Source organism: Marinobacter litoralis, from assembly GCF_016427555.1.
GTDB lineage: Bacteria > Pseudomonadota > Gammaproteobacteria > Pseudomonadales > Oleiphilaceae > Marinobacter > Marinobacter litoralis_A.
This window is the reverse complement of sequence record NZ_JAELVS010000002.1, coordinates 1-17,758: the sequence shown is the minus strand read 5'-3', so window position 1 is coordinate 17,758 and position 17,758 is coordinate 1. Positions and strand designations below refer to the sequence as shown.

Below are 17,758 nucleotides of genomic sequence, written 5' to 3'. Positions count from 1 at the left end.
GAAAGAAATGCCTGCTTAAAAATGATACACTGGTCGGCTAAATGAATTGGCTCGGCTTAATCCTGAACGGATCCTCTATGGCGTCTCAATGGTACTCACTGACATCCCAGAAACTGTATCTGGCCAAGATTTTACTGTCACAGTTAGATCAAGCCATTGAGCAGGCTCAAGTTAATCCGCAAAACACTATGCTGAGCGAGGCATTGACCCAGGGCACAATCGAGTTGCTGCTCCGAGCACGAGGCAGCTTATTGGTGATGATCGCCCAGCACCATCAGCAAAAAGATTCCGAGCCGCAGTCTCTTGACGAGCTCAGGGCGAAAATCCCTTACGAAAACCAGGATCTAGCAGACCTGGAAACACTACAAGGCACCCCGTCCAGCTGGTGGAATCATCTTTCCCAACTTGAAAAAGCGTTAACTCAGCCGCCGACACCGAAAAAGACCGTATCTGCGGACAACATCATTGCTATTTCAGCAGAAGATGGCGCAGACCGTTCAGCCAAAAGCCTGAACAACACTCTGACGGCCATGACCGAGTTTGTCCGGGCCGTCGAGAACAGGCATAGCGAGTGGTAATGACCTCTGCCAAGCCACTACGTATGACTCACGAATAAATCGCACCAAGCAAAGGCCTAAAGAATGTCACCATCGTTTTTTGAAATCGTTGAACTGCCGAACGGCGACTACGCTTTACGTCGCGTTGATGACGATGCCGCGCCGCTGGTCCGCATTTCTTTCTCTCCCGAGGCGAAGGAAATGATGGCGGACCGGGACATGAGCATTGCGAAAGCTATGATCGCCGCTGGCATCGAGGCGACCGGAACCATTTCTGAAGAAGTTGATTGGGGCGAAGACGAAGGCGATTTTGGCGACGCCCAGCCTCACTATACGCTCCACTAACAGACTCATTACCGCTGGCGCAGCACGACTCCGTGACTGTTTCCTTTCGCGGATGCCTTTTGAAGCGACTCAAAGGCAGAGCGCGCCAGCTTGTCTGTCCACAACACCACGGCATGGCAGGTGCCAGCGCCCAGCGCTAATTCCGCCAGTTGTTGGGCCGGAATCTCAGGCGTTGATCGCAGCACCAGAATCTCGCCAGTCACAATGCCGTGCATAGTTTGCCACTTGCCCACCAATGACTGCGGTGGGTCTATCCAGGCCAGCCAGCGCTTTTCCTGATTCAACTGGGTCAGCATGGGCAGCAGCAACTGGAAGTTCTCGACCTGACCTTCCGGCAGAATGATCTCGGTAACATTGCCCCCAAAACCTGTACGCCCGGTTCCGGATACGGAACGCCGGGGCTCAGGACGACGGTAGCGGGATGAAGCAGCCTGCGCAGAGACCACAGCCGCGGGTTGATACGCCATAGTGTTATTGAAGCTCAACTGTTCCATCACTCACCTACCTGCGTTTTCACATGTCGATTTTCAGCTATCAGTGCAATTCTGAGCGGCGGATGACGCCTACACCGAGACCTTCGATGAAGAGCTCCTGTTCCGCCAGATCGACTTCAATGGGGCTAAACTCTTCGTTTTCGGCAATCAACCACACCTTGTTGCCTTCCTTACGGAACCGCTTAACGGTGACCTCATCACCCACCCGTGCGATCACGATCTGCCCATTCTGAACGTCTTGCGTCCGGTGTACTGCCAATAAATCGCCGTCCAGAATGCCGATGTCTTTCATACTCATGCCCCGCACACGCAGCAGGTAATCGGCCTTGGGTGAGAAGAAACTGGGCTGCAGCGCACAATGATCTTCGACATGCTCCTGTGCGAGAATCGGACTACCCGCCGCAACCTGACCAATCACCGGCAGGCCCAAATCCGGCTCGGCTTCTGGCAGCCGTATACCGCGACTGGCGCCGGGCACCATTTCAATCGCGCCCTTACGCGCCAACGCCCGCAGGTGCTCTTCAGCCGCATTCGCAGAGCGAAAGCCCAGCTCCGCTGCAATCTCGGCCCGGGTTGGCGGATAGCCAGTCTCGTCAAGATAGCGCCGGATAATATCCAGAACTTGGGACTGCCTTGCGGTTAATTTCATGTTGGAACGCTCCAGATAATAACGACTGGTTTTTTATACAGTGATTTGACTATATACAGTGTTTTATCCAGTGTAAAGCCTGAAACCGATCATTTATGGCCAGTAACGTGAAACGACACACCCCTGTGTTATGGTTAGGCTCAAAGCTTGAAAAGGAACCACGACAGACTATGAGCTCTTCTAAACTCAGCAATATGCCCGTCAGCACCCAAACAACGGATGGAAGCGAACGTAAAGTTGGTGTGGAAATTGAACTGTCCGGGCTTAGTTATGATGCACTTATAGATCATGCCAGTCGGCTTTTAGGCGGAAAGCCGGAACTTCAGTCCCGCTATGTCACCAGTATCAAAACTGAAGACGGTGACTACACCATCGAGCTGGATTCCGATCCGATCAAAGACCTTAATCTTGCTGATGAGGGCCTGCCCACGTCCATCCGGGAACTTGCCTCACACGCGATGGACGCGATCGATTTTGCTGCTGAGAAAATTGTGCCTCTGGAAATCGTTGGCCCACCTTTACCACTGTCCAAACTCCATATTATGGAAACGCTCGTGGACGAGCTCCGCGGCTTGGGAGCCCTCGGTAGCCGGGAAGCGATTTATTTTGCCTTCGGGTTGCAGCTGAACCCGGAGCTGCCTGATCTCGAACCCGGCACGATTGTTCGATACCTTCAGGCATTTGCCGCGCTGTATGATTGGTTGAAATCGCGGCACCAGATTGATATCAGTCGTAAGTTCACCACCTACATCGAGCCTTGGAGCACAAAATACACAGAAAAGTTGATGCAAGATAATTACGAACCAGACCTCAAAGGTTTGATGAAGGATTATCTAGACAACAACCCGACCCGTAATCGCGCTTTGGACTTGCTGCCTTTGTTCGCACACCTCGATGCGGACTTTTTGGCGGAATATGTGCAAGACCCCCGCATCAAGAGCCGTCCAACACTGCATTACCGGCTTCCTGACTGCGACATTGATAACCCGGACTGGCACTTTTCCAGCGTGTGGAACGATTGGGTGGTGCTCGAGAAATTAGCCAATAACGCGCAGGATCTGGCTGCGCTGCGGGCAAAATTCCGGGAGGCTCAGGAACTGAGCTTTCACAATCTGACCCATTCCTGGACCGACACCACGCAAACATGGCTCCAAGAACACGATTATGTCTGAGAAGCAAACCGAAACGGAGATTCCGGGGCTGACAATCGGTATCAGTGGGCCCGCGCGGCGAAGTCTTGCCCAGAGGCTCATCAGCCTGGGTTTGCGCCTGGCGGGCGCACGCACCCACTACATACGCCCCGGATCTCGCATTAATGTTGCGTTGCTCGATGGACTGGTGCTTTCAGGCGGCACCCATGTGCACCCTGAACGGTATGGTCAACAGCCCCAGGTGACAGCCAAATACGACCCGAGAAGGGATGACACCGACTATCGATTACTCGAACAGGCAGAGGCCATTGGTATACCGGTACTCGGTATTTGCCGCGGCGCTCAGTTCATCAACATTTTTCACGGGGGATCGCTGTGCCAGAACGTAACTCCCCTGAGGGTGAATACGCGGCACCGGCCGCTGTTGCTACCACTACAAACCGTAAGGCTGGTGGCAGGCAGCCGCTTGGAGGACTTGATGCCAAGCTGGAGAATCGGCGCCAACCGCATCCACAGCCAAGCCATCAAGCGCCTGGGTCGGGGGCTCAGAGTCACTGCAGTGGACAACGATCTGTTTGTTCAAGCTATCGAAAGCACGGGCACGCAATGGCTGATGGGCGTACAGTGGCATCCGGAATACCTGCTCTATCACGTGGGCCATCGCCGCATTTTTCGACGTTTAGTGCACGCCGCGTGCGAACGGAAACTCCAGCGCCTTGAAAACGAAAGTGCTCAATGGCAAGGCGAGCCACCACGCGTTATCGAACAGGCCGATACCCGTCAAAAATCCCGGGTATAGAAGATATCCAATGAGGCAGCCAGACCACTGGCTGCCTCCAGATAGAAATACCGCCCCAGATCGTAGCGCAACGCTACCGTGGTAATCGGCTCAAAAATGCCTACACCGTAACGAATACTCAGCTCGTCGGTTATATAGCCACTGGCAACCACCGACGCCGTCTCCCCTGACCCTTCAGCTTCGAGCATCAGGTTTTTAATACCCAACTCATCACCAATGCTTTGCGTCAGCTCATTGGTCTGTGTCAGGCCAAGTGAAATTGCCGCTGCGCTCATTTGCCCTTCATCGCCACGCCCCTGTGGCGGCCGTCCCAGGATAACGTATGACAAAGCTTCGCTTTGCGGCATGGCCGGTTCGGAAAAAACTTCGGTTTCCGGCTCGCTGATAGGGCCGCTGAGTCTGATGCCAGCTACCACCGTATCCACCTCGCGCACGGCTTCGATATCCAGATACGGTTCCGTCAGCGCGCCCACAAACACCACTCTTGCCCTGCGCAGATTGAGATCCTGTCCGTAGGCTTCGTAACGGCCATTCACCAATCGCAAAGCGCCCCGGGTGTCCATGTCGTTGCCAATTCGCAGCGTCCCTTTCAGATTGCCGGTCAAGCCAAAAGCATCGAGGGTCACTTCGTCTTCACCGACCACTACAACCACATCCATCAGCATGTCACGGATTGCAGGATCTTCCGCTTCAACACCCACGATGACCTCATCGCTAGATACGGAAACCGCCGATTCTGGCAGGGCCTGCACTTCAATTCGTCCTCGAGGTACTTCTACGCGCCCGGATACAGATAGCTCGCCCGACCGAAAGCGAATGGCAATATCCGGGGCCACTTCCACCGAGGCATAGGGCTCAAAATGCACCGGCAGGCGCTCTCCTTCGACATTCAGGTTCAGCTCCGGCTCATCGCGCCAGTCCAGACTGCCCGAGAGCTGTCCCGCGCTGCGGTCATTGCTCTGCCAGCGCCCGTTGATATCGGCGGTATACCCGGCAAACTCGAGCGCCAGCACCACCTCTTCCATCGGAAGCGGCAAATCCGGATCCTGGAACTTACCACCGGTGAGTCCCAGCTCTCCGGTAACGGCCGGTTTCAGCAGCGGGCCATCCAATCTGCCTTCGCCATTAACCTGACCGGCGACTTCGTCGATCCCGGAAAACGCCGACACGAAAGCTAGATCGAGATCGCCCAGGGAAAAGGTTCCCTCTACCGGCTGATCCGCGGCTACCGGGTTAATCGCCAGCTGTGTCGAGAACTTGCCGAGTTCAGGGCCTTTTAAAGCCACAGACAGCTCGGCGATCTCAGGCTTCAGCATCGCGCTTAAAGTCAGTTCCTGATGGCTCAGCGTTTCCCAATCGTCCAGAACCAGGAACTCGAACGTACCTTCCCCGCCGTCAATCTCAATCCGGCCATCTGGGCCGGCTTCTGTCATCGCAATTTCGATATCGGCATTGAGCTGCGCCTTCCAGCGCAAGGTGTCTGGCAACAAGGGTTCCAAGGCCAAGGTTGGAAACTGGTTAATCCGGTACGCAATGACAGGGTCGGGCCAAAGTTGTTGGTCTTCGGCACAAACTGAACTGTCCTGCCAGCGCCAGCAATGCTGCCCTAGTTCAAGCACCCCTTGCTTGCTATACGAGAGGGCTGTCCGTTGATCCAATTGCCACAGATGACCTGGCTTCGGAACGTTTATTTCGCCCCGGGTTATAGCCCCACTCCAACTTTCGAAGGCGTCTCCCAACCCTCCAGCCAGTTCCATCAAAAAAGACACGTCCGGGTGCTTTGCCTCAAACAAAAGCTGGTGTTCGGCCCTGGTGCCTTGGGCTGAGATATTCACTTCGTCCAGAATCTGGCCGGCCGCTTTGATGTCCTGCGCAACGACGCTTGCATCTAACACCTCGCCAGAGCCCAGGCTGGCCTGCACCTTTAACTGGCCAACCTTTGCGTCGTCACGCCACGCCAACTGGTCCGCCTTCAGGCGCACCTGCCCCTGAGGATCAGCCAGCGTACCCCCTGCTGTTAATTCGCCGGATAGCGCACCTTCCAATCCGGGCACGATCACCTCAGGATTGGGCAGCACAACCGATAGGTCGACCCCTAATCCCTCGCCGTAATGGCCATTGCCTGTAACTTCATTGTTTGCAACCGATACCAACAAATCCTGCAGCGTCCAGTCCGATCCGTCGCTACTCAATTTGCCCTTGGCTTTTGCTGGCTGCTGCTGCCATTCACCGGCAAGATCCCAGTCCGCAGTCATTACAGGCAACCCGCTGTTCTGTAACTGCCCCTGACTGGTCACTTGGCCACTCAGGTCCGCTTCCAAAATGGGCAACCAGTAGCCCGGATTGAAGGCGTTTAATTCGAACGCAGCCTGCCAGGATAAGGGCCCGGTTAGGCCAAGATCAGCCTCCCCCGTAAGCGATCCAGCGCCCGTCGTCATATCCAATCGGTTAACAACCAGTGCGTCGGCATTACCCTCCAGGCTGGCGACCAGATCGGCAGGCCCCTGCGGACCTTTTACACGCGCCTCGAGGTTGGCCTGATAGCTTTCGCCCCGATAACTGGCCTGGCCCGTTAAGGTTTCCAGCACCACAGGCGGTTCTGAAACGTCTGGCAGCAAACCAAACCAGGGGAAGGCATCCAGGCTGACATCGGCGTTGGCCCGCAAGCCATCGCTCCAGGATAGGTTCCCCGCTGCCTTGAAGGTACCGGGCTGGTCGCGCTCGGTAACCGCGGGCCCGGAAAGTGACAGGTGCAGATCAGTAGCCGACTCTGTCGTCACCAATCCGTCCAAGCCAACCTGAACGTCCCCGGTTGTGCCGGGAAGCACCGTTCGGGCTTTGGTCTGGAACCCGTTTGCCAGCGAGCCTCCCAAGCTCAACGAGAGGTCTTTCATCAATAAGGTAGGCGGGAGCGTGTGATGCGCCATAAAGGCTGGGGAGTTAATCTTGAGTTGAGCCGGTAAACGCTCATCCAGCGGTTGAGCCGTGCCTTTCAACTTCGCGTCCAGATAGCCCGTACTTTGGCCATTTACCCGCAAGTCCCGCACGCTGCCAGCCAGTTGCAAGTCCACCTGCCACTGATCACCCGACGGCGGCGGCAAATCGACTTTCACATTCAGGTCCAAAGGCCAATCTCTGCGCATCTCGGCCCATCCAGTGGCACTCACTCGAAGATCGCCTAGAACATAGGAGGCCTGATCGATATTCAGACTCGCTCCTGAACCACTCGTCTTTAAAGCAACTCGGTCCCAGATGCGACTACCGTTGACGGACAGCTCCCCCAAATCCACATCTTTGACTTCGACTGCCAGCGGCAACGCGATGTCTGGCAGAGTTATCCCGCCGCCGGATTGTTCCTCGGTATCTGACGGTTGCACCGTGACATCCACATGACTGGCTTTCAGGGTGTCCAGACAAACGGTTAGCTCGAACAAACACGTTGGCGACCAATCCACCTCCGGTGACTGAACGACCACTCCTACGCCATAACCTTGCCATTCCAAGCGTTCCGCTTGCCATTGCCCCAGCAACGAACCGTGAGCAGCGTCGGTTTGCAAACCCGGAATCTTCTCCAGTGTCCAGGCCGTACCTTTATCGGTGTTCAGTGCGACCAGAATAAGCCCCAACAAAACCAAGGGCAGCAGTAACACCACCGCAAGCACAATCAACAGCCAAAACCACCAGCGCCGCCGAGGTGTTTGCTTCGGCATTTCGCTTTTCGGGTTTTCAGTTGTTTCAGGCTGATCACTCACAATTCAGGCCCCATTGAAAAATGGATTCGCCAGCCACCGCCAAAGGAATCGTTCAGCCCTTCTGCAATATCAAGGCGCAGCGGCCCCACCGGACTCACCCAACGAATCCCGACACCCACCCCCGTGGCTAACGGATCAAAAACATCGTCTACCGCGTTACCTTCATCGATGAATGCGGCAAGCCGCCAGCCGTTTGTGAATTCATACTGGTATTCGGCACTGCCTACAATAAGATAGCGGCCACCCACCACATCACCGTCACTGTTTTTCGGAGATAACGATTCATAAGCGTAGCCTCGAACCGTTTGGTCGCCGCCCGCGAAGAAGCGCAGAGACGGCGGCACATCATCAAAATTATTCGTCGCCACACCACCAAAATTAAACCGCGCCAAAAAACGATGATTGTCCGCCAGGGTATAAAGACCTCGGGCCAGAAAGTTCACATGCAGAATATCCGCATCAGACAGCGCCGCCCGGTGCGCTCCCGTCACATCAACCTGCAAACGATATCCCTGCGACGGGTCCAAGGGGGAATTGGAGTGCAGCTTCGAATAGCCGACGCTGGGCAGCAACAAACTGGAGGTATCCTGCCTTTCCTCGCCGATGGTGTAGCGCTCACCTTCCCATCGTAATCCCAGAATTTGCATCCAACCGGTATCGAGCTGATGGCGCCATTGCTGGCCCAGAGTCAAACGCTCGGAGGCCACGTTTTCGATTTCCTCACGCTGGTAACCTGTGCTCAAACGGATGGAGTCTGTCATCGGTGGGTCTAGCGGCAGTTCATACCAACCGGAAATACTCTGACGCAATTCCGATACCTCGGTGTCGAGCCCCCGCCGATGACCCATAGGGTTGATATAGTGCTCTCGCCAGGTGCCCCGAAATCTTGGCCCTACGTCGGTAGAGAAGCCGACACCCGCTGAGATTGAACGCGGGTCGCGAGGGGTCAGATCAATGTTAATCGGGATTACCCGGTCTTCCGCATCGCTGGGGGATGCATCCAGATCCACCCCGGAAAAATAGCCGCTGTTAGAAAGGTCGCCACTTAGCTTGGCAACCTTAGCTGCATGAAACGGCTCACCCGGCTCGAAGGTCACAAATTGCTCCAGAAGCCGCTGCTCGAAACCGTGCCCCTCCAGAAAGGTGACTTCTCCTAAACGGTAACGCTCGCCGGACTCAAAGCTTAAATTGATGTCTGCGATTTTTTCAGCGGGATTAACCCTCAACTCCCGGTTTTCAAACTCGCCGTCAAAGTAACCCAGGCGCCGCGCCCGGTTGCCGATAGTGCTACGAAGGTTGTCGTATTCACCGTGGTTAAGTACATCTCCCACCCGGGGCCGCTCGGGCAGATTCTCAACAAACTCGGAATCGTTCGAGCCGGGCCCGTGAATATCCACATTTCGCTGGCGGACGCGCACCGGCTGACCGGGATCGACGGTCAGTTTCAGTTCCGCCAGCCCCACCTCGCCGTCATTAACATCCCAGGTGATCTTCGGGTTGTAATAGCCCAAAGCACGAAGGGCTTCCTTGACCTGGCCTACGGCCGTCGGGGCATACCGGCGCAGACCATCCGCAGTACGCCCTTCAACTTCGCCCAGAAAAATGCGGGCATTGTCTTCCAGTGCATCGTGATCGCCGTTCACCTGCACCTCAACCTGATTCGCCAGCACAAGTGACGGGATACAGAGTATGAGCAACGCTGTCGTTTTTATAGCCGTCTCTTTTGATAAGAAAGGTGGCAACATACGGTGTACCGGCATCCCAACCAGATTGTTTTATGAAACGTGGAGTTAGACCTAGGAGTTTACCGATCCCCCAACTCACGTGCCATGCCCCGCTCACGAAATAAAAAGACAAAACGTGGCGATTCGAGCTTCAACGGAGTTCGCTGGAAAGTCGTGCCCGGATAGCAAATAGGCTACCCTGTCATAGACTTACAACTGGTTTGCGCTTCACCCACAGGTAACAAGAATGCTCAGGATTAACCGTGAAAATCTGAAATCCAGTCATCAGATGATCTGGTTCCTCATCGACTTTGCGATGCTGGGCCTGCTGATCGTCAACCTGACGTTCATTATCTGGGATTCCATTTATAACTTCGTTGCCGTGCAAAACCTGCTGAAAGACCATCTGCCCGCAGTACAATCCGCCTATCACCCCATCCATGAGCGGTTTATCTTTTACGACATGATCTTCGTGTGGATTTTCCTGACGGAATTCGTAATCCGGTGGGGCTATTCGGTGAAAGCGAAGATCTATGACCGCTGGTATTTCTACCCGTTTATTCATTGGTACGATCTAGTGGGCTGTATTCCCATTGGGAGCTTCCGCTTTTTACGGGTATTGCGGGTTATTTCCATCGTCTACCGGCTGCACCAATACAAGATCATCGACTTCACCAACACCCGCATCTATAAATTCCTTGCGTTTTACTTCGACGCATTTATGGAGGAGCTTTCAGACCGGATCGTGATCAAGGTGCTGACCGGCGTTCAGCACGAGATACAACATGGCTCCCCCCTGTTTGATCGGATCCAGAACGACATTCTCTACCCCAGAAAAGCCATGCTCGCAGACTGGTTGTCTGACCGGGTCGCCCACGCCGCGGAGCAAGGTTATATGCCTAATCGTGGCGCGTTGCGCGCCTATCTCGAAGATCGGGTTGACCATGCACTAAAGCAAAACCTTGAACTGTCCCGGCTCAAATACCTGCCCGTGGTCGGGCCGACTATTCAAGATACACTGGAAAATGCGGTGGGCGATATCGTCGCGAACGTCATCCACCAGATGCTTGAAGATTTGGCGTCGTCTTCAAACCACGCGTTTATTGAAGACATCGTCAACGCCCTGCTACCTGACCCGAGTGCGACGGCCGAAGAACACAGCGATCAGGAGGCTTTGATTTCGTTGATCAATGAAATCATCGAGGCGATAAAGGGGCAGGTTCGAGTGAAGCATTGGCGGAAGAACCTGCCGTAACAGCAGGTTCAAACCGATTCAGTAAAAGCGGGATTATACCGCCATCTCCGGCACATGATCCGGAACAATCAGAGGCCCACCGGTCTTTTCGGCAATCTCTTCAACAGAAACCCCCGGTGCCCGCTCTTTCAAAATGAAGGTACCGTTCTCGATTTCCAGATACGCCAGGTCAGTCAGCACTCGTTTAATGCAGCCGGCCCCGGTCAAAGGCAGATTGCACTTGCTTAGCAGCTTGGATTCACCCGTTTTCGAGGCGTGAGTCATGGTGACGATGATGTTGTCTGCACCGGCCACCAAATCCATCGCGCCGCCCATTCCCTTAACCAGTTTCCCCGGAACCATCCAAGACGCGATGTTGCCCTGCACATCCACTTCAAACGCACCCAGCACCGTCAGGTCAATGTGACCTCCGCGAATCATTGCAAACGATTCCGCCGAATCAACAATTGATGCCCCGGTACGCGCCGTGACGGTTTGCTTGCCGGCATTGATCATGTCGGCGTCGATTTCTTCTTCCGTTGGAAACGCGCCCATCCCAAGCAGCCCGTTCTCCGACTGCAGCATTACCGATATATCGTCGGGCACATAATTGGCCACCAAGGTAGGGATACCAATACCTAAATTGACATAAAAACCATCTTTCAGTTCGCTGGCGACGCGCTTTGCCATCTGCTCTCGTGATAAAGCCATGTGATTCTCCCCGGTTTTAATGAGTTGTTGTCCGTTATCAGGCCCTGATGGTGCGCTGCTCGATACGCTTCTCAAAAGTGCCGCAAATCAGGCGATCGACATAGATACCTGGCGTATGGATCTCTGCCGGATCCAGCGTTCCTGCTTCTACAATTTCTTCCACCTCAACCACGGTGATCTTTCCTGCTGTGGCCATCAGTGGGTTGAAGTTTTTGGCGGTATGTCGATAAATCACGTTGCCATAGGTATCGGCTTTCCAGCCTTTCACAATGGCAATATCACCGGTGATTGCCTGCTCCAAAACGTAGTTACGGCCATCGAACTCACGCACTTCTTTACCTTCCGCCACTTGCGTGCCATACCCGGTTGCGGTGAAAAAAGCAGGGATGCCTGCACCACCCGCACGCACACGCTCCGCGAGATTTCCTTGGGGGGTCAACTCAACCTCTAATTCGCCATTCAACAGCTGCTGTTCGAACAACTTGTTCTCACCCACATAGGACGCAATCATGCGGCTGATCTGGCGGTCTTCCAGCAACAAGCCCAAACCGAAACCGTCCACACCACAGTTATTGGATACCACGGTCAGGTCCCGATTGCCTCGGCGCTTGATCTCAGCGATCAGGTTTTCCGGGATACCGCACAAACCAAAGCCACCGGCCAGAATAGTCATACCATCGGCCAAGCCTTCCAAAGCCTCCTCGTAAGAAGACACGCGCTTATCGAATCCAGCCATTTGTACCTCGTCGTTTCTTGTTAATGAGCACTCATTATTACGAACGACTTTTATTTGTTTAATCGAATTTTTCGGAGCAATTATTTCGAAAAACAGAACAATCGTGCGCTAGAATGTCACTCATACCCATCACAACGACGAGCCCTATGAACGTAAAACAACTGAGATCCTTTCTTGCCGTTGCCGAAACCCTTAGTTTCGTTATCGCCAGCGAAAGGCTGCACACATCTCAATCAGCGTTGAGCATGGCCATTAAGGGCCTTGAGGAAAGTCTGGGTGGGAAGGTGTTCGTAAGAACTACCCGATCGGTGCAATTAACGCCAGAGGGTGAGTCACTACTGCCGCTGGCGAGGAAGTTACTTGCAGACTGGGATTCCGTTCATCACGAACTGCAGCAGCGCTTTTCTCTTGGAATTGGCAAGGTGAGCATTGCCGCCATGCCTTCTTTTGCCATCAACGTGCTGCCAAGGGCCCTGAAGCAATTTCGGGCTTTGCATCCGAAAATTTCAGTGCAAGTGCACGATGTCATTAATGAAGACGTCATCGATATGGTTCAGATCGGTGAAGTAGAACTTGGAATCGGCTTCAAGCCCTACCCGGCATCGCTGGCCTTCGAGCCGCTGTTTAACGACCAGTTCGTGGCGATTGTTCCGCCTGGCTCAGGCTTCGAGGACGAAGAGCGTGTGGAGTGGGAAGCACTTCTTCAACATCCATTTATTTCCCTGCAGAAACCGTCAGCGGTGCATGCCTATCTTGAAGACAGCCTTCGTGACAGCCCTTTGGTTCTGAAAACGGAGCTTGAGGCACACCAACTATCAACCGTAGGTAAAATGGTCGCCACCGGATTGGGGGTTAGCGTTGTACCCGCACTCTGCACCCCGCAGATGGAAGCCTTAGGTGCGAAGGTTTTGAAGTTAAAAGATGCTCGTCTTGAGCAACCCGTAGGGCTTATCTGGCATCGTGAGCGTGAGCGGTCGGCAGCCACTCATGCACTCTACAATGTTCTGAAATCAGTGGGCAGCCAGCCCGACTAGTCCCATTGACAAAACAAAGGTCGGAAACTAATTTCATACTAGGGTTTTAACAGGATGCTGAGGCCTTAGTTGCAATGGGAACCATGAACAACGAGGCGATGACCTCTCCCCACTTTCATCCCCACGAAGCCCAGCGCATGGAAACGCTCCGCTCGACCGGCCTTCTGGACACCGATCCGGACCCTCGCCTGGATCACATCACCAAGCCCAGGCGATCATGATGAAGGCGTTTCAATGCGACTACCTTCAGGGCTACTATTTCGACCGCCCGCTGCCTGTGGAGAGCGCCACGCGACTTATGCAGAGCGGCAAAAAATACCCGCTGTGAATGCTTGCGCACGCGCTACCGTGCAAGAGCTTGGCCCCTGATCTCATCGTTGCGGGCGCGGCGCTCCGACACCCCAGCCTGCATAACCCCGGAAGCAATAATAAGAAGACTCCCCGCCAACTGCAGTGCACTCAAACTCTGCCCGAACAAAATCCACCCCAACCCAACAACGGTGATCGGCTCCAAATAGGCAAGAGTGCCGAATGTCGCAGCGGGCAGGGCTCTCAGCGCCACTACAGCAAGCATGATGGCCAAGAAGCCAGGCACCACCCCGGCCGCCACCAACCAGCCCCATTGACTCGCATCCATGCTCTCGCCTTGCTGAAGCATTAACGGCAGCATGCATATAGCTCCGGCCAACATCTGATAGCCACTCCGGGTCAGCACAGGCACTCGTTCATGGATCAATCTATTGGTAAGGATAAAGGCGGCATAGCACACCATGGCACACAGCGCATAGAAAAGTCCGACAACCTCTTCGCCCCGCCCTGAGAGATTAAAATTGAACTCTAACATCATGGCAAAGCCGAAAAGCGCCACTACAATCAATGCGGCACTGACCCCTGAGAGCCGTTCACCCATAAAAAAATGAGCCACAACAGATGCCGTAACGGGCGCGAGGTACAGCAACATAATCGCATTGGCCATACTGGTATAGCCCATAGCCATTACGTAGAAAACAACAAAACCCGCAAGAAATCCGCCGGTGACGAGCACTTTAAAGCCAGGCCAGGTAATGATTTGGCGTTTCTGCCCGGTGACGAGAAGAAAGCCCGCCATTAACAGCGCACCAATAAAGAGGCGATAGAAAGTTACCGTTTCTGCGCTAACGTTCGCATAGACAGCAATCGCGCCTATCGTGCCCATGAGCACAGCTGATAAAACCGCTGCCAGAATGTATACACTCACCTCGCCCTCCCCCAAACGCAAAAAGGCAGATCAGTAAGCCACTGATCTGCCTTTCAAAACAAGAAAAGCCGGCATAAGCCGGCTTTCTTTTATATGGTAGCGGGGGCTGGATTCGAACCAACGACCTTCGGGTTATGAGCCCGACGAGCTACCAGACTGCTCCACCCCGCATCAAACTGGTTGTTAACCAAGTCGCCCTGATCAACGTGGCGCGAATGATACGAGGTGAAGCGCCTTATGTCAAAGGGAATTACAACATTCCTGGAATTTAGCGCTCCAGAATAGCCGTAACGCCCTGACCACCAGCCGCACAGATGGAAATCAAGCCGCGACCGCTTCCCTTCTCTTCCAGCAACTTCGCCAGTGTCGAAACAATGCGCCCACCGGTGGCAGCAAACGGGTGGCCGGTTGCCAGGCTGGAGCCTTTTACGTTCATCTTCGAACGGTCGATGCTGCCCAGCGGCTTGTCCAGACCGAGGCGCTCTTTGCAGAACGCAGGATCTTCCCAAGCTTTCAGCGTTGACAGAACCTGAGCGGCAAAGGCCTCGTGTATTTCGTAGAAATCGAAGTCCTGAAGCGTCAGGCCAGCCTTTTCCAGCATACGCGGAACGGCGTAAGCAGGCGCCATCAACAGGCCTTCTTTCTTATCAACGAAATCAACCGCAGCCACTTCCGAGAACGTCAGCCACGCCCGAACTTCCAGACCATTTTCTTTTGCCCACTCTTCACTGGCCAGCAACACACAAGAGGCACCGTCGGTCAGCGCGGTACTGTTGGCGGCCGTCATGGTGCCGTTTTCACGATCAAAGCAGGGCTTCAGCGTGGCCAGCTTTTCGAGCGTGGTATCCGGACGCAGGATGTTGTCTTTTTCCAAGCCCGCCAGCGGCGTGATCAAATCGTCAAAGAACCCTTCTTCGTAGGCTTTCGCCAGCTTCTGATGGCTCTCGTAAGCCAGCTGATCCTGATCTTCCCGCGCGATATTCCACTCTTTGGCGGTAATCTGGCAGTGATCACCCATGGACAGCCCAGTACGCGGCTCACCATTGGTCGGAATTTCCGGAGCCAGGTGGCTTGGGCGGAAACGGCTCAGGATCTTCAGGCGCTCTTTGTTGGTTTTCGCACGGTTTAGATCCAGCAGGATCTCACGCAAACCTTCGCCCACACCAATCGGCGCGTCAGAGGTGGTATCTGTGCCGCCAGCAACGCCGCACTCGATTTGCCCCAGGGCAATCTTGTTGGCGACCAAAATCGCAGCCTCAAGGCCGGTGCCACACGCTTGCTGAATGTCATAGGCCGAGGTTTCAGGCGCCAGACCAGAACTGAGAACCGCTTCGCGAGTCAGGTTGAAATCGCGGGAGTGCTTAATCACCGCGCCGGCAACCACTTCGCCCAGCCGCTTACCTTGCAGGTTGTAACGATCAACCAGACCACGCAAGCTAGAGGTCAGCATTTCCTGATTGCTGACTTTGCTGTACGCCGTGTTGGAGCGTGCGAACGGCGTACGGTTACCACCGATAACCGCTACGCGGCGGATACCGTTACCCGGTTTCGCTGCTTTGGATTTGGTGCTTTTCTGAGCCTGTGCCATATCAAAATGTCCTGTATCGCAATGAAGAATCGAATAATTTGACGTTAGACTGAAGTCTATCGATAAACCGGCGCGTCTCATTGGCAAGTCTGACAACGCCAACACTGGCTTCAGTCAATCCAATAGGCTGAGGAATCCTTACCCTTTATGGCATTCTTTGCAAAACGCCCGAATAGGAAGCATTTATGTCTGACCTCTATCTCAAGCTCGTCAACACCCCTGTCGGCAAGTCTGCCGCTCAGTCGCTCGGCCTACCCTCGCCCAACCCACTGAAACGCCTGAAGCGTGTCGATCAGCCTTATATTGAAGGCGATGTATTGGTGGGCGCCGGTTCTGGCGCTAAAGCTGTCGCAACAGTGGGCGCCACATTGGGCGCAAGCCCGGCCAATGTATTTCACGCCACTGGCCTGGACACCTTGGACGAATCCTCTAAAGTAGGCAACAAAGCCGAAGCACTGGATGTGACCGTTGAACTGAACGGTAAATTCTCCGCTCTGGTGTTTGACGCAACCGGCCTGAAAACACCGCAGGAACTGCGTGCGCTGTACGATTTCTTCCACCCGACCATCCGTAAACTGGCCGCCAACGGCCGGATCCTCGTGATCGGTCAAGACCCGCAAACCTGCCGCAAAGCGCCCCAGGCCGCCGCGCAGCAGTCGCTTGAAGGCTTTGTAAGAGCCATGGGCAAAGAGATCGGTAAAAAGGGCGCCACCGCTAACCTGATTTGGATGGCACCCAACGCCGAAAACCAGCTGGATTCCAGCGTGCGCTTCTTCCTGTCGCCTCGCTCAGCTTATGTTTCTGGCCAGTTTGTTCGCATCGGAAAAGCAGACACCGCAAAAGCCACCAACCCAGTTGCTCCACTGGCCGGTAAAGTTGCCCTAGTCACTGGCGCGTCTCGCGGCATTGGTGCTTCAATCGCTGAAACCTTGTCTCGTGACGGCGCAACTGTCATTGGTCTGGATATCCCTCAGGCGCTGGAAGATCTGAAAACCGTAACCGACGCGATCAAAGGCAAAGCTCTGGCCTGCGATATCACTGACGAAAAAGCGCCGAAGCTGATCGCAGACTTCATCGCCAAAGAAACCGGCGGCGTAGACTTTGTGGTTCACAATGCGGGCATCACCCGTGACAAAACGCTCGGCAACATGCCAGAGCACTTCTGGGACATGACGATTGCCGTCAACCTGACCGCGGAAGAGCTGATCGATGAAGAGCTGATGCACCGCAGCTTGCTGAAAGAGAACGGTCGCATTGTGTGCATCTCGTCCATCAGCGGCATTGCCGGCAACTTTGGACAGACCAACTATTCCTGCGCCAAGAGTGGCGTAATCGGGTACGTTGAAGCTATGTCCAAGCAGCTCAAGGACGGCATCACCATCAATGCCATCGCTCCTGGCTTTATCGAAACTCAGATGACGGCCGCTATGCCCTTCACTATCCGTGAAGCCGGCCGACGCATGAATAGCTTGTCTCAGGGCGGTCAGCCAATTGACGTAGCAGAAGCCATTGCCTGGTACTGCAACCCGGCCTCCGCCGGCGTTACCGGTAACGTTGTGCGAGTGTGTGGCCAGTCGTTGATTGGTAAGTAAAGCACGGCAGACAAATCAAAGCCGGGCGACTTAGGTCTCCCGGCTTTTTTGTAGTACGTTGAAGATTTCTGAGGGCAAAAAAAAAGCAGATCCGATTGGACCTGCTTTTCTTCAAATCTGGTGGGTGGTACTGGGATCGAACCAGTGACCCTCGC

At 54.5% G+C, this 17,758-nt stretch carries 16 protein-coding genes and 1 tRNA gene; 8 read left to right on the top strand and 9 right to left on the bottom strand.

All coding sequences use genetic code 11. The features are described from left to right. The first annotated feature begins 77 nt into the window (after nucleotides 1-77). Together JAO79_RS07665 and JAO79_RS07660 are read left to right on the top strand one after the other, a co-directional pair. Nucleotides 78-578 (top strand): DUF6586 family protein, encoded by a 501-nt coding sequence (locus JAO79_RS07665; protein ID WP_199006671.1) that lies wholly within the window; start codon nucleotides 78-80, stop codon nucleotides 576-578. A gap of 63 nt (nucleotides 579-641) precedes the next feature. Continuing rightward, nucleotides 642-902, top strand: coding sequence for a hypothetical protein (locus tag JAO79_RS07660; RefSeq protein ID WP_199006670.1), 261 nt, complete (start codon nucleotides 642-644; stop codon nucleotides 900-902). Nucleotides 903-910: 8 nt separating this feature from the next. Here JAO79_RS07660 and JAO79_RS07655 read toward each other — a convergent pair whose 3' ends face one another. Continuing rightward, a complete protein-coding gene (locus JAO79_RS07655; protein ID WP_199006669.1) occupies nucleotides 911-1,396 on the bottom strand; it encodes a cell division inhibitor SulA in 486 nt (161 codons plus the stop codon). 40 nt (nucleotides 1,397-1,436) lie between these two features. Then, the gene (lexA, locus tag JAO79_RS07650; protein ID WP_199006668.1) at nucleotides 1,437-2,045 is read right to left on the bottom strand and encodes a transcriptional repressor LexA; all 609 of its coding nucleotides are present in this window, start codon (nucleotides 2,043-2,045) and stop codon (nucleotides 1,437-1,439) included. A gap of 170 nt (nucleotides 2,046-2,215) precedes the next feature. Here lexA and JAO79_RS07645 point away from each other — a divergent pair, with 170 nt between their 5' ends. Then, a complete protein-coding gene (locus tag JAO79_RS07645; RefSeq protein ID WP_227664466.1) occupies nucleotides 2,216-3,217 on the top strand; it encodes an amidoligase family protein in 1,002 nt (333 codons plus the stop codon). Continuing rightward, nucleotides 3,210-3,995, top strand: coding sequence for a gamma-glutamyl-gamma-aminobutyrate hydrolase family protein (locus JAO79_RS07640; protein ID WP_199006667.1), 786 nt, complete (start codon nucleotides 3,210-3,212; stop codon nucleotides 3,993-3,995). Before JAO79_RS07645 ends, JAO79_RS07640 begins: the two co-directional genes overlap by 8 nt. On the opposite strand, the gene JAO79_RS16400 is transcribed toward JAO79_RS07640, so the two are convergent. Together JAO79_RS16400 and JAO79_RS07630 are read right to left on the bottom strand one after the other, a co-directional pair. After that, nucleotides 3,977-7,747 carry a translocation/assembly module TamB domain-containing protein gene (locus JAO79_RS16400; RefSeq protein ID WP_320158950.1) on the bottom strand — a complete coding sequence of 1,257 codons (3,771 nt, stop codon included), beginning with the start codon at nucleotides 7,745-7,747 and terminating at the stop codon, nucleotides 3,977-3,979. The two genes, JAO79_RS07640 and JAO79_RS16400, sit on opposite strands and share 19 nt — an antisense overlap. Continuing rightward, a complete protein-coding gene (locus tag JAO79_RS07630; RefSeq protein ID WP_199006666.1) occupies nucleotides 7,744-9,492 on the bottom strand; it encodes an autotransporter assembly complex protein TamA in 1,749 nt (582 codons plus the stop codon). Before JAO79_RS07630 ends, JAO79_RS16400 begins: the two co-directional genes overlap by 4 nt. 226 nt (nucleotides 9,493-9,718) lie before the next feature. On the opposite strand from JAO79_RS07630, the gene JAO79_RS07625 reads away from it, so the two are divergent. Continuing rightward, nucleotides 9,719-10,726, top strand: a complete 1,008-nt coding sequence (locus JAO79_RS07625; protein WP_199006665.1) for a hypothetical protein — start codon at nucleotides 9,719-9,721, stop codon at nucleotides 10,724-10,726. A gap of 33 nt (nucleotides 10,727-10,759) precedes the next feature. Here JAO79_RS07625 and JAO79_RS07620 read toward each other — a convergent pair whose 3' ends face one another. Continuing rightward, complete coding sequence (locus JAO79_RS07620; protein WP_199006664.1) at nucleotides 10,760-11,416, bottom strand: CoA transferase subunit B; 657 nt, start codon at nucleotides 11,414-11,416, stop codon at nucleotides 10,760-10,762. Between the two features lie 37 nt (nucleotides 11,417-11,453). Next, the gene (locus JAO79_RS07615) at nucleotides 11,454-12,152 is read right to left on the bottom strand and encodes a CoA transferase subunit A (RefSeq protein ID WP_199006663.1); all 699 of its coding nucleotides are present in this window, start codon (nucleotides 12,150-12,152) and stop codon (nucleotides 11,454-11,456) included. 146 nt (nucleotides 12,153-12,298) lie between these two features. Between JAO79_RS07615 and JAO79_RS07610 the strand changes: the two genes are divergently transcribed. Then, a complete protein-coding gene (locus tag JAO79_RS07610; RefSeq protein ID WP_199006662.1) occupies nucleotides 12,299-13,186 on the top strand; it encodes a LysR family transcriptional regulator in 888 nt (295 codons plus the stop codon). A 74-nt stretch (nucleotides 13,187-13,260) separates the two neighbouring features. Continuing rightward, entirely contained in the window at nucleotides 13,261-13,407 is a 147-nt protein-coding gene (locus JAO79_RS07605; RefSeq protein ID WP_199006661.1) for a hypothetical protein, read from the top strand. Nucleotides 13,408-13,529: 122 nt separating this feature from the next. On the opposite strand, the gene JAO79_RS07600 is transcribed toward JAO79_RS07605, so the two are convergent. The 3 genes from JAO79_RS07600 to JAO79_RS07590 all read right to left on the bottom strand — a co-directional run bounded on the left by JAO79_RS07600 (nucleotide 13,530) and on the right by JAO79_RS07590 (nucleotide 16,011). Then, nucleotides 13,530-14,423 (bottom strand): DMT family transporter, encoded by an 894-nt coding sequence (locus JAO79_RS07600; RefSeq protein WP_320158949.1) that lies wholly within the window; start codon nucleotides 14,421-14,423, stop codon nucleotides 13,530-13,532. 94 nt (nucleotides 14,424-14,517) lie between these two features. Continuing rightward, nucleotides 14,518-14,594: transfer RNA gene (locus JAO79_RS07595), tRNA-Met, on the bottom strand. Nucleotides 14,595-14,691: 97 nt separating this feature from the next. After that, nucleotides 14,692-16,011 (bottom strand): acetyl-CoA C-acetyltransferase, encoded by a 1,320-nt coding sequence (locus JAO79_RS07590; RefSeq protein ID WP_114333264.1) that lies wholly within the window; start codon nucleotides 16,009-16,011, stop codon nucleotides 14,692-14,694. Nucleotides 16,012-16,196: 185 nt separating this feature from the next. Between JAO79_RS07590 and JAO79_RS07585 the strand changes: the two genes are divergently transcribed. Continuing rightward, a complete protein-coding gene (locus tag JAO79_RS07585; protein WP_199006660.1) occupies nucleotides 16,197-17,603 on the top strand; it encodes a 3-oxoacyl-ACP reductase in 1,407 nt (468 codons plus the stop codon). Nucleotides 17,604-17,758 lie beyond the last annotated feature (155 nt).

Excerpts from the sequence above, each read along its gene's own strand:
- JAO79_RS07665 (WP_199006671.1), top strand. The coding sequence starts at position 78 with ATGGCGTCTCAATGGTACTCACTGACATCCCAGAAACTGTATCTGGCC.
- JAO79_RS07660 (WP_199006670.1), top strand. The coding sequence starts at position 642 with ATGTCACCATCGTTTTTTGAAATCGTTGAACTGCCGAACGGCGACTAC.
- JAO79_RS07655 (WP_199006669.1), bottom strand. The coding sequence starts at position 1,396 with ATGGAACAGTTGAGCTTCAATAACACTATGGCGTATCAACCCGCGGCT.
- lexA (WP_199006668.1), bottom strand. The coding sequence starts at position 2,045 with ATGAAATTAACCGCAAGGCAGTCCCAAGTTCTGGATATTATCCGGCGC.
- JAO79_RS07645 (WP_227664466.1), top strand. The coding sequence starts at position 2,216 with ATGAGCTCTTCTAAACTCAGCAATATGCCCGTCAGCACCCAAACAACG.
- JAO79_RS07640 (WP_199006667.1), top strand. The coding sequence starts at position 3,210 with ATGTCTGAGAAGCAAACCGAAACGGAGATTCCGGGGCTGACAATCGGT.
- JAO79_RS07630 (WP_199006666.1), bottom strand. The coding sequence starts at position 9,492 with ATGTTGCCACCTTTCTTATCAAAAGAGACGGCTATAAAAACGACAGCG.
- JAO79_RS07625 (WP_199006665.1), top strand. The coding sequence starts at position 9,719 with ATGCTCAGGATTAACCGTGAAAATCTGAAATCCAGTCATCAGATGATC.
- JAO79_RS07620 (WP_199006664.1), bottom strand. The coding sequence starts at position 11,416 with ATGGCTTTATCACGAGAGCAGATGGCAAAGCGCGTCGCCAGCGAACTG.
- JAO79_RS07615 (WP_199006663.1), bottom strand. The coding sequence starts at position 12,152 with ATGGCTGGATTCGATAAGCGCGTGTCTTCTTACGAGGAGGCTTTGGAA.
- JAO79_RS07610 (WP_199006662.1), top strand. The coding sequence starts at position 12,299 with ATGAACGTAAAACAACTGAGATCCTTTCTTGCCGTTGCCGAAACCCTT.
- JAO79_RS07605 (WP_199006661.1), top strand. The coding sequence starts at position 13,261 with ATGGGAACCATGAACAACGAGGCGATGACCTCTCCCCACTTTCATCCC.
- JAO79_RS07590 (WP_114333264.1), bottom strand. The coding sequence starts at position 16,011 with ATGGCACAGGCTCAGAAAAGCACCAAATCCAAAGCAGCGAAACCGGGT.
- JAO79_RS07585 (WP_199006660.1), top strand. The coding sequence starts at position 16,197 with ATGTCTGACCTCTATCTCAAGCTCGTCAACACCCCTGTCGGCAAGTCT.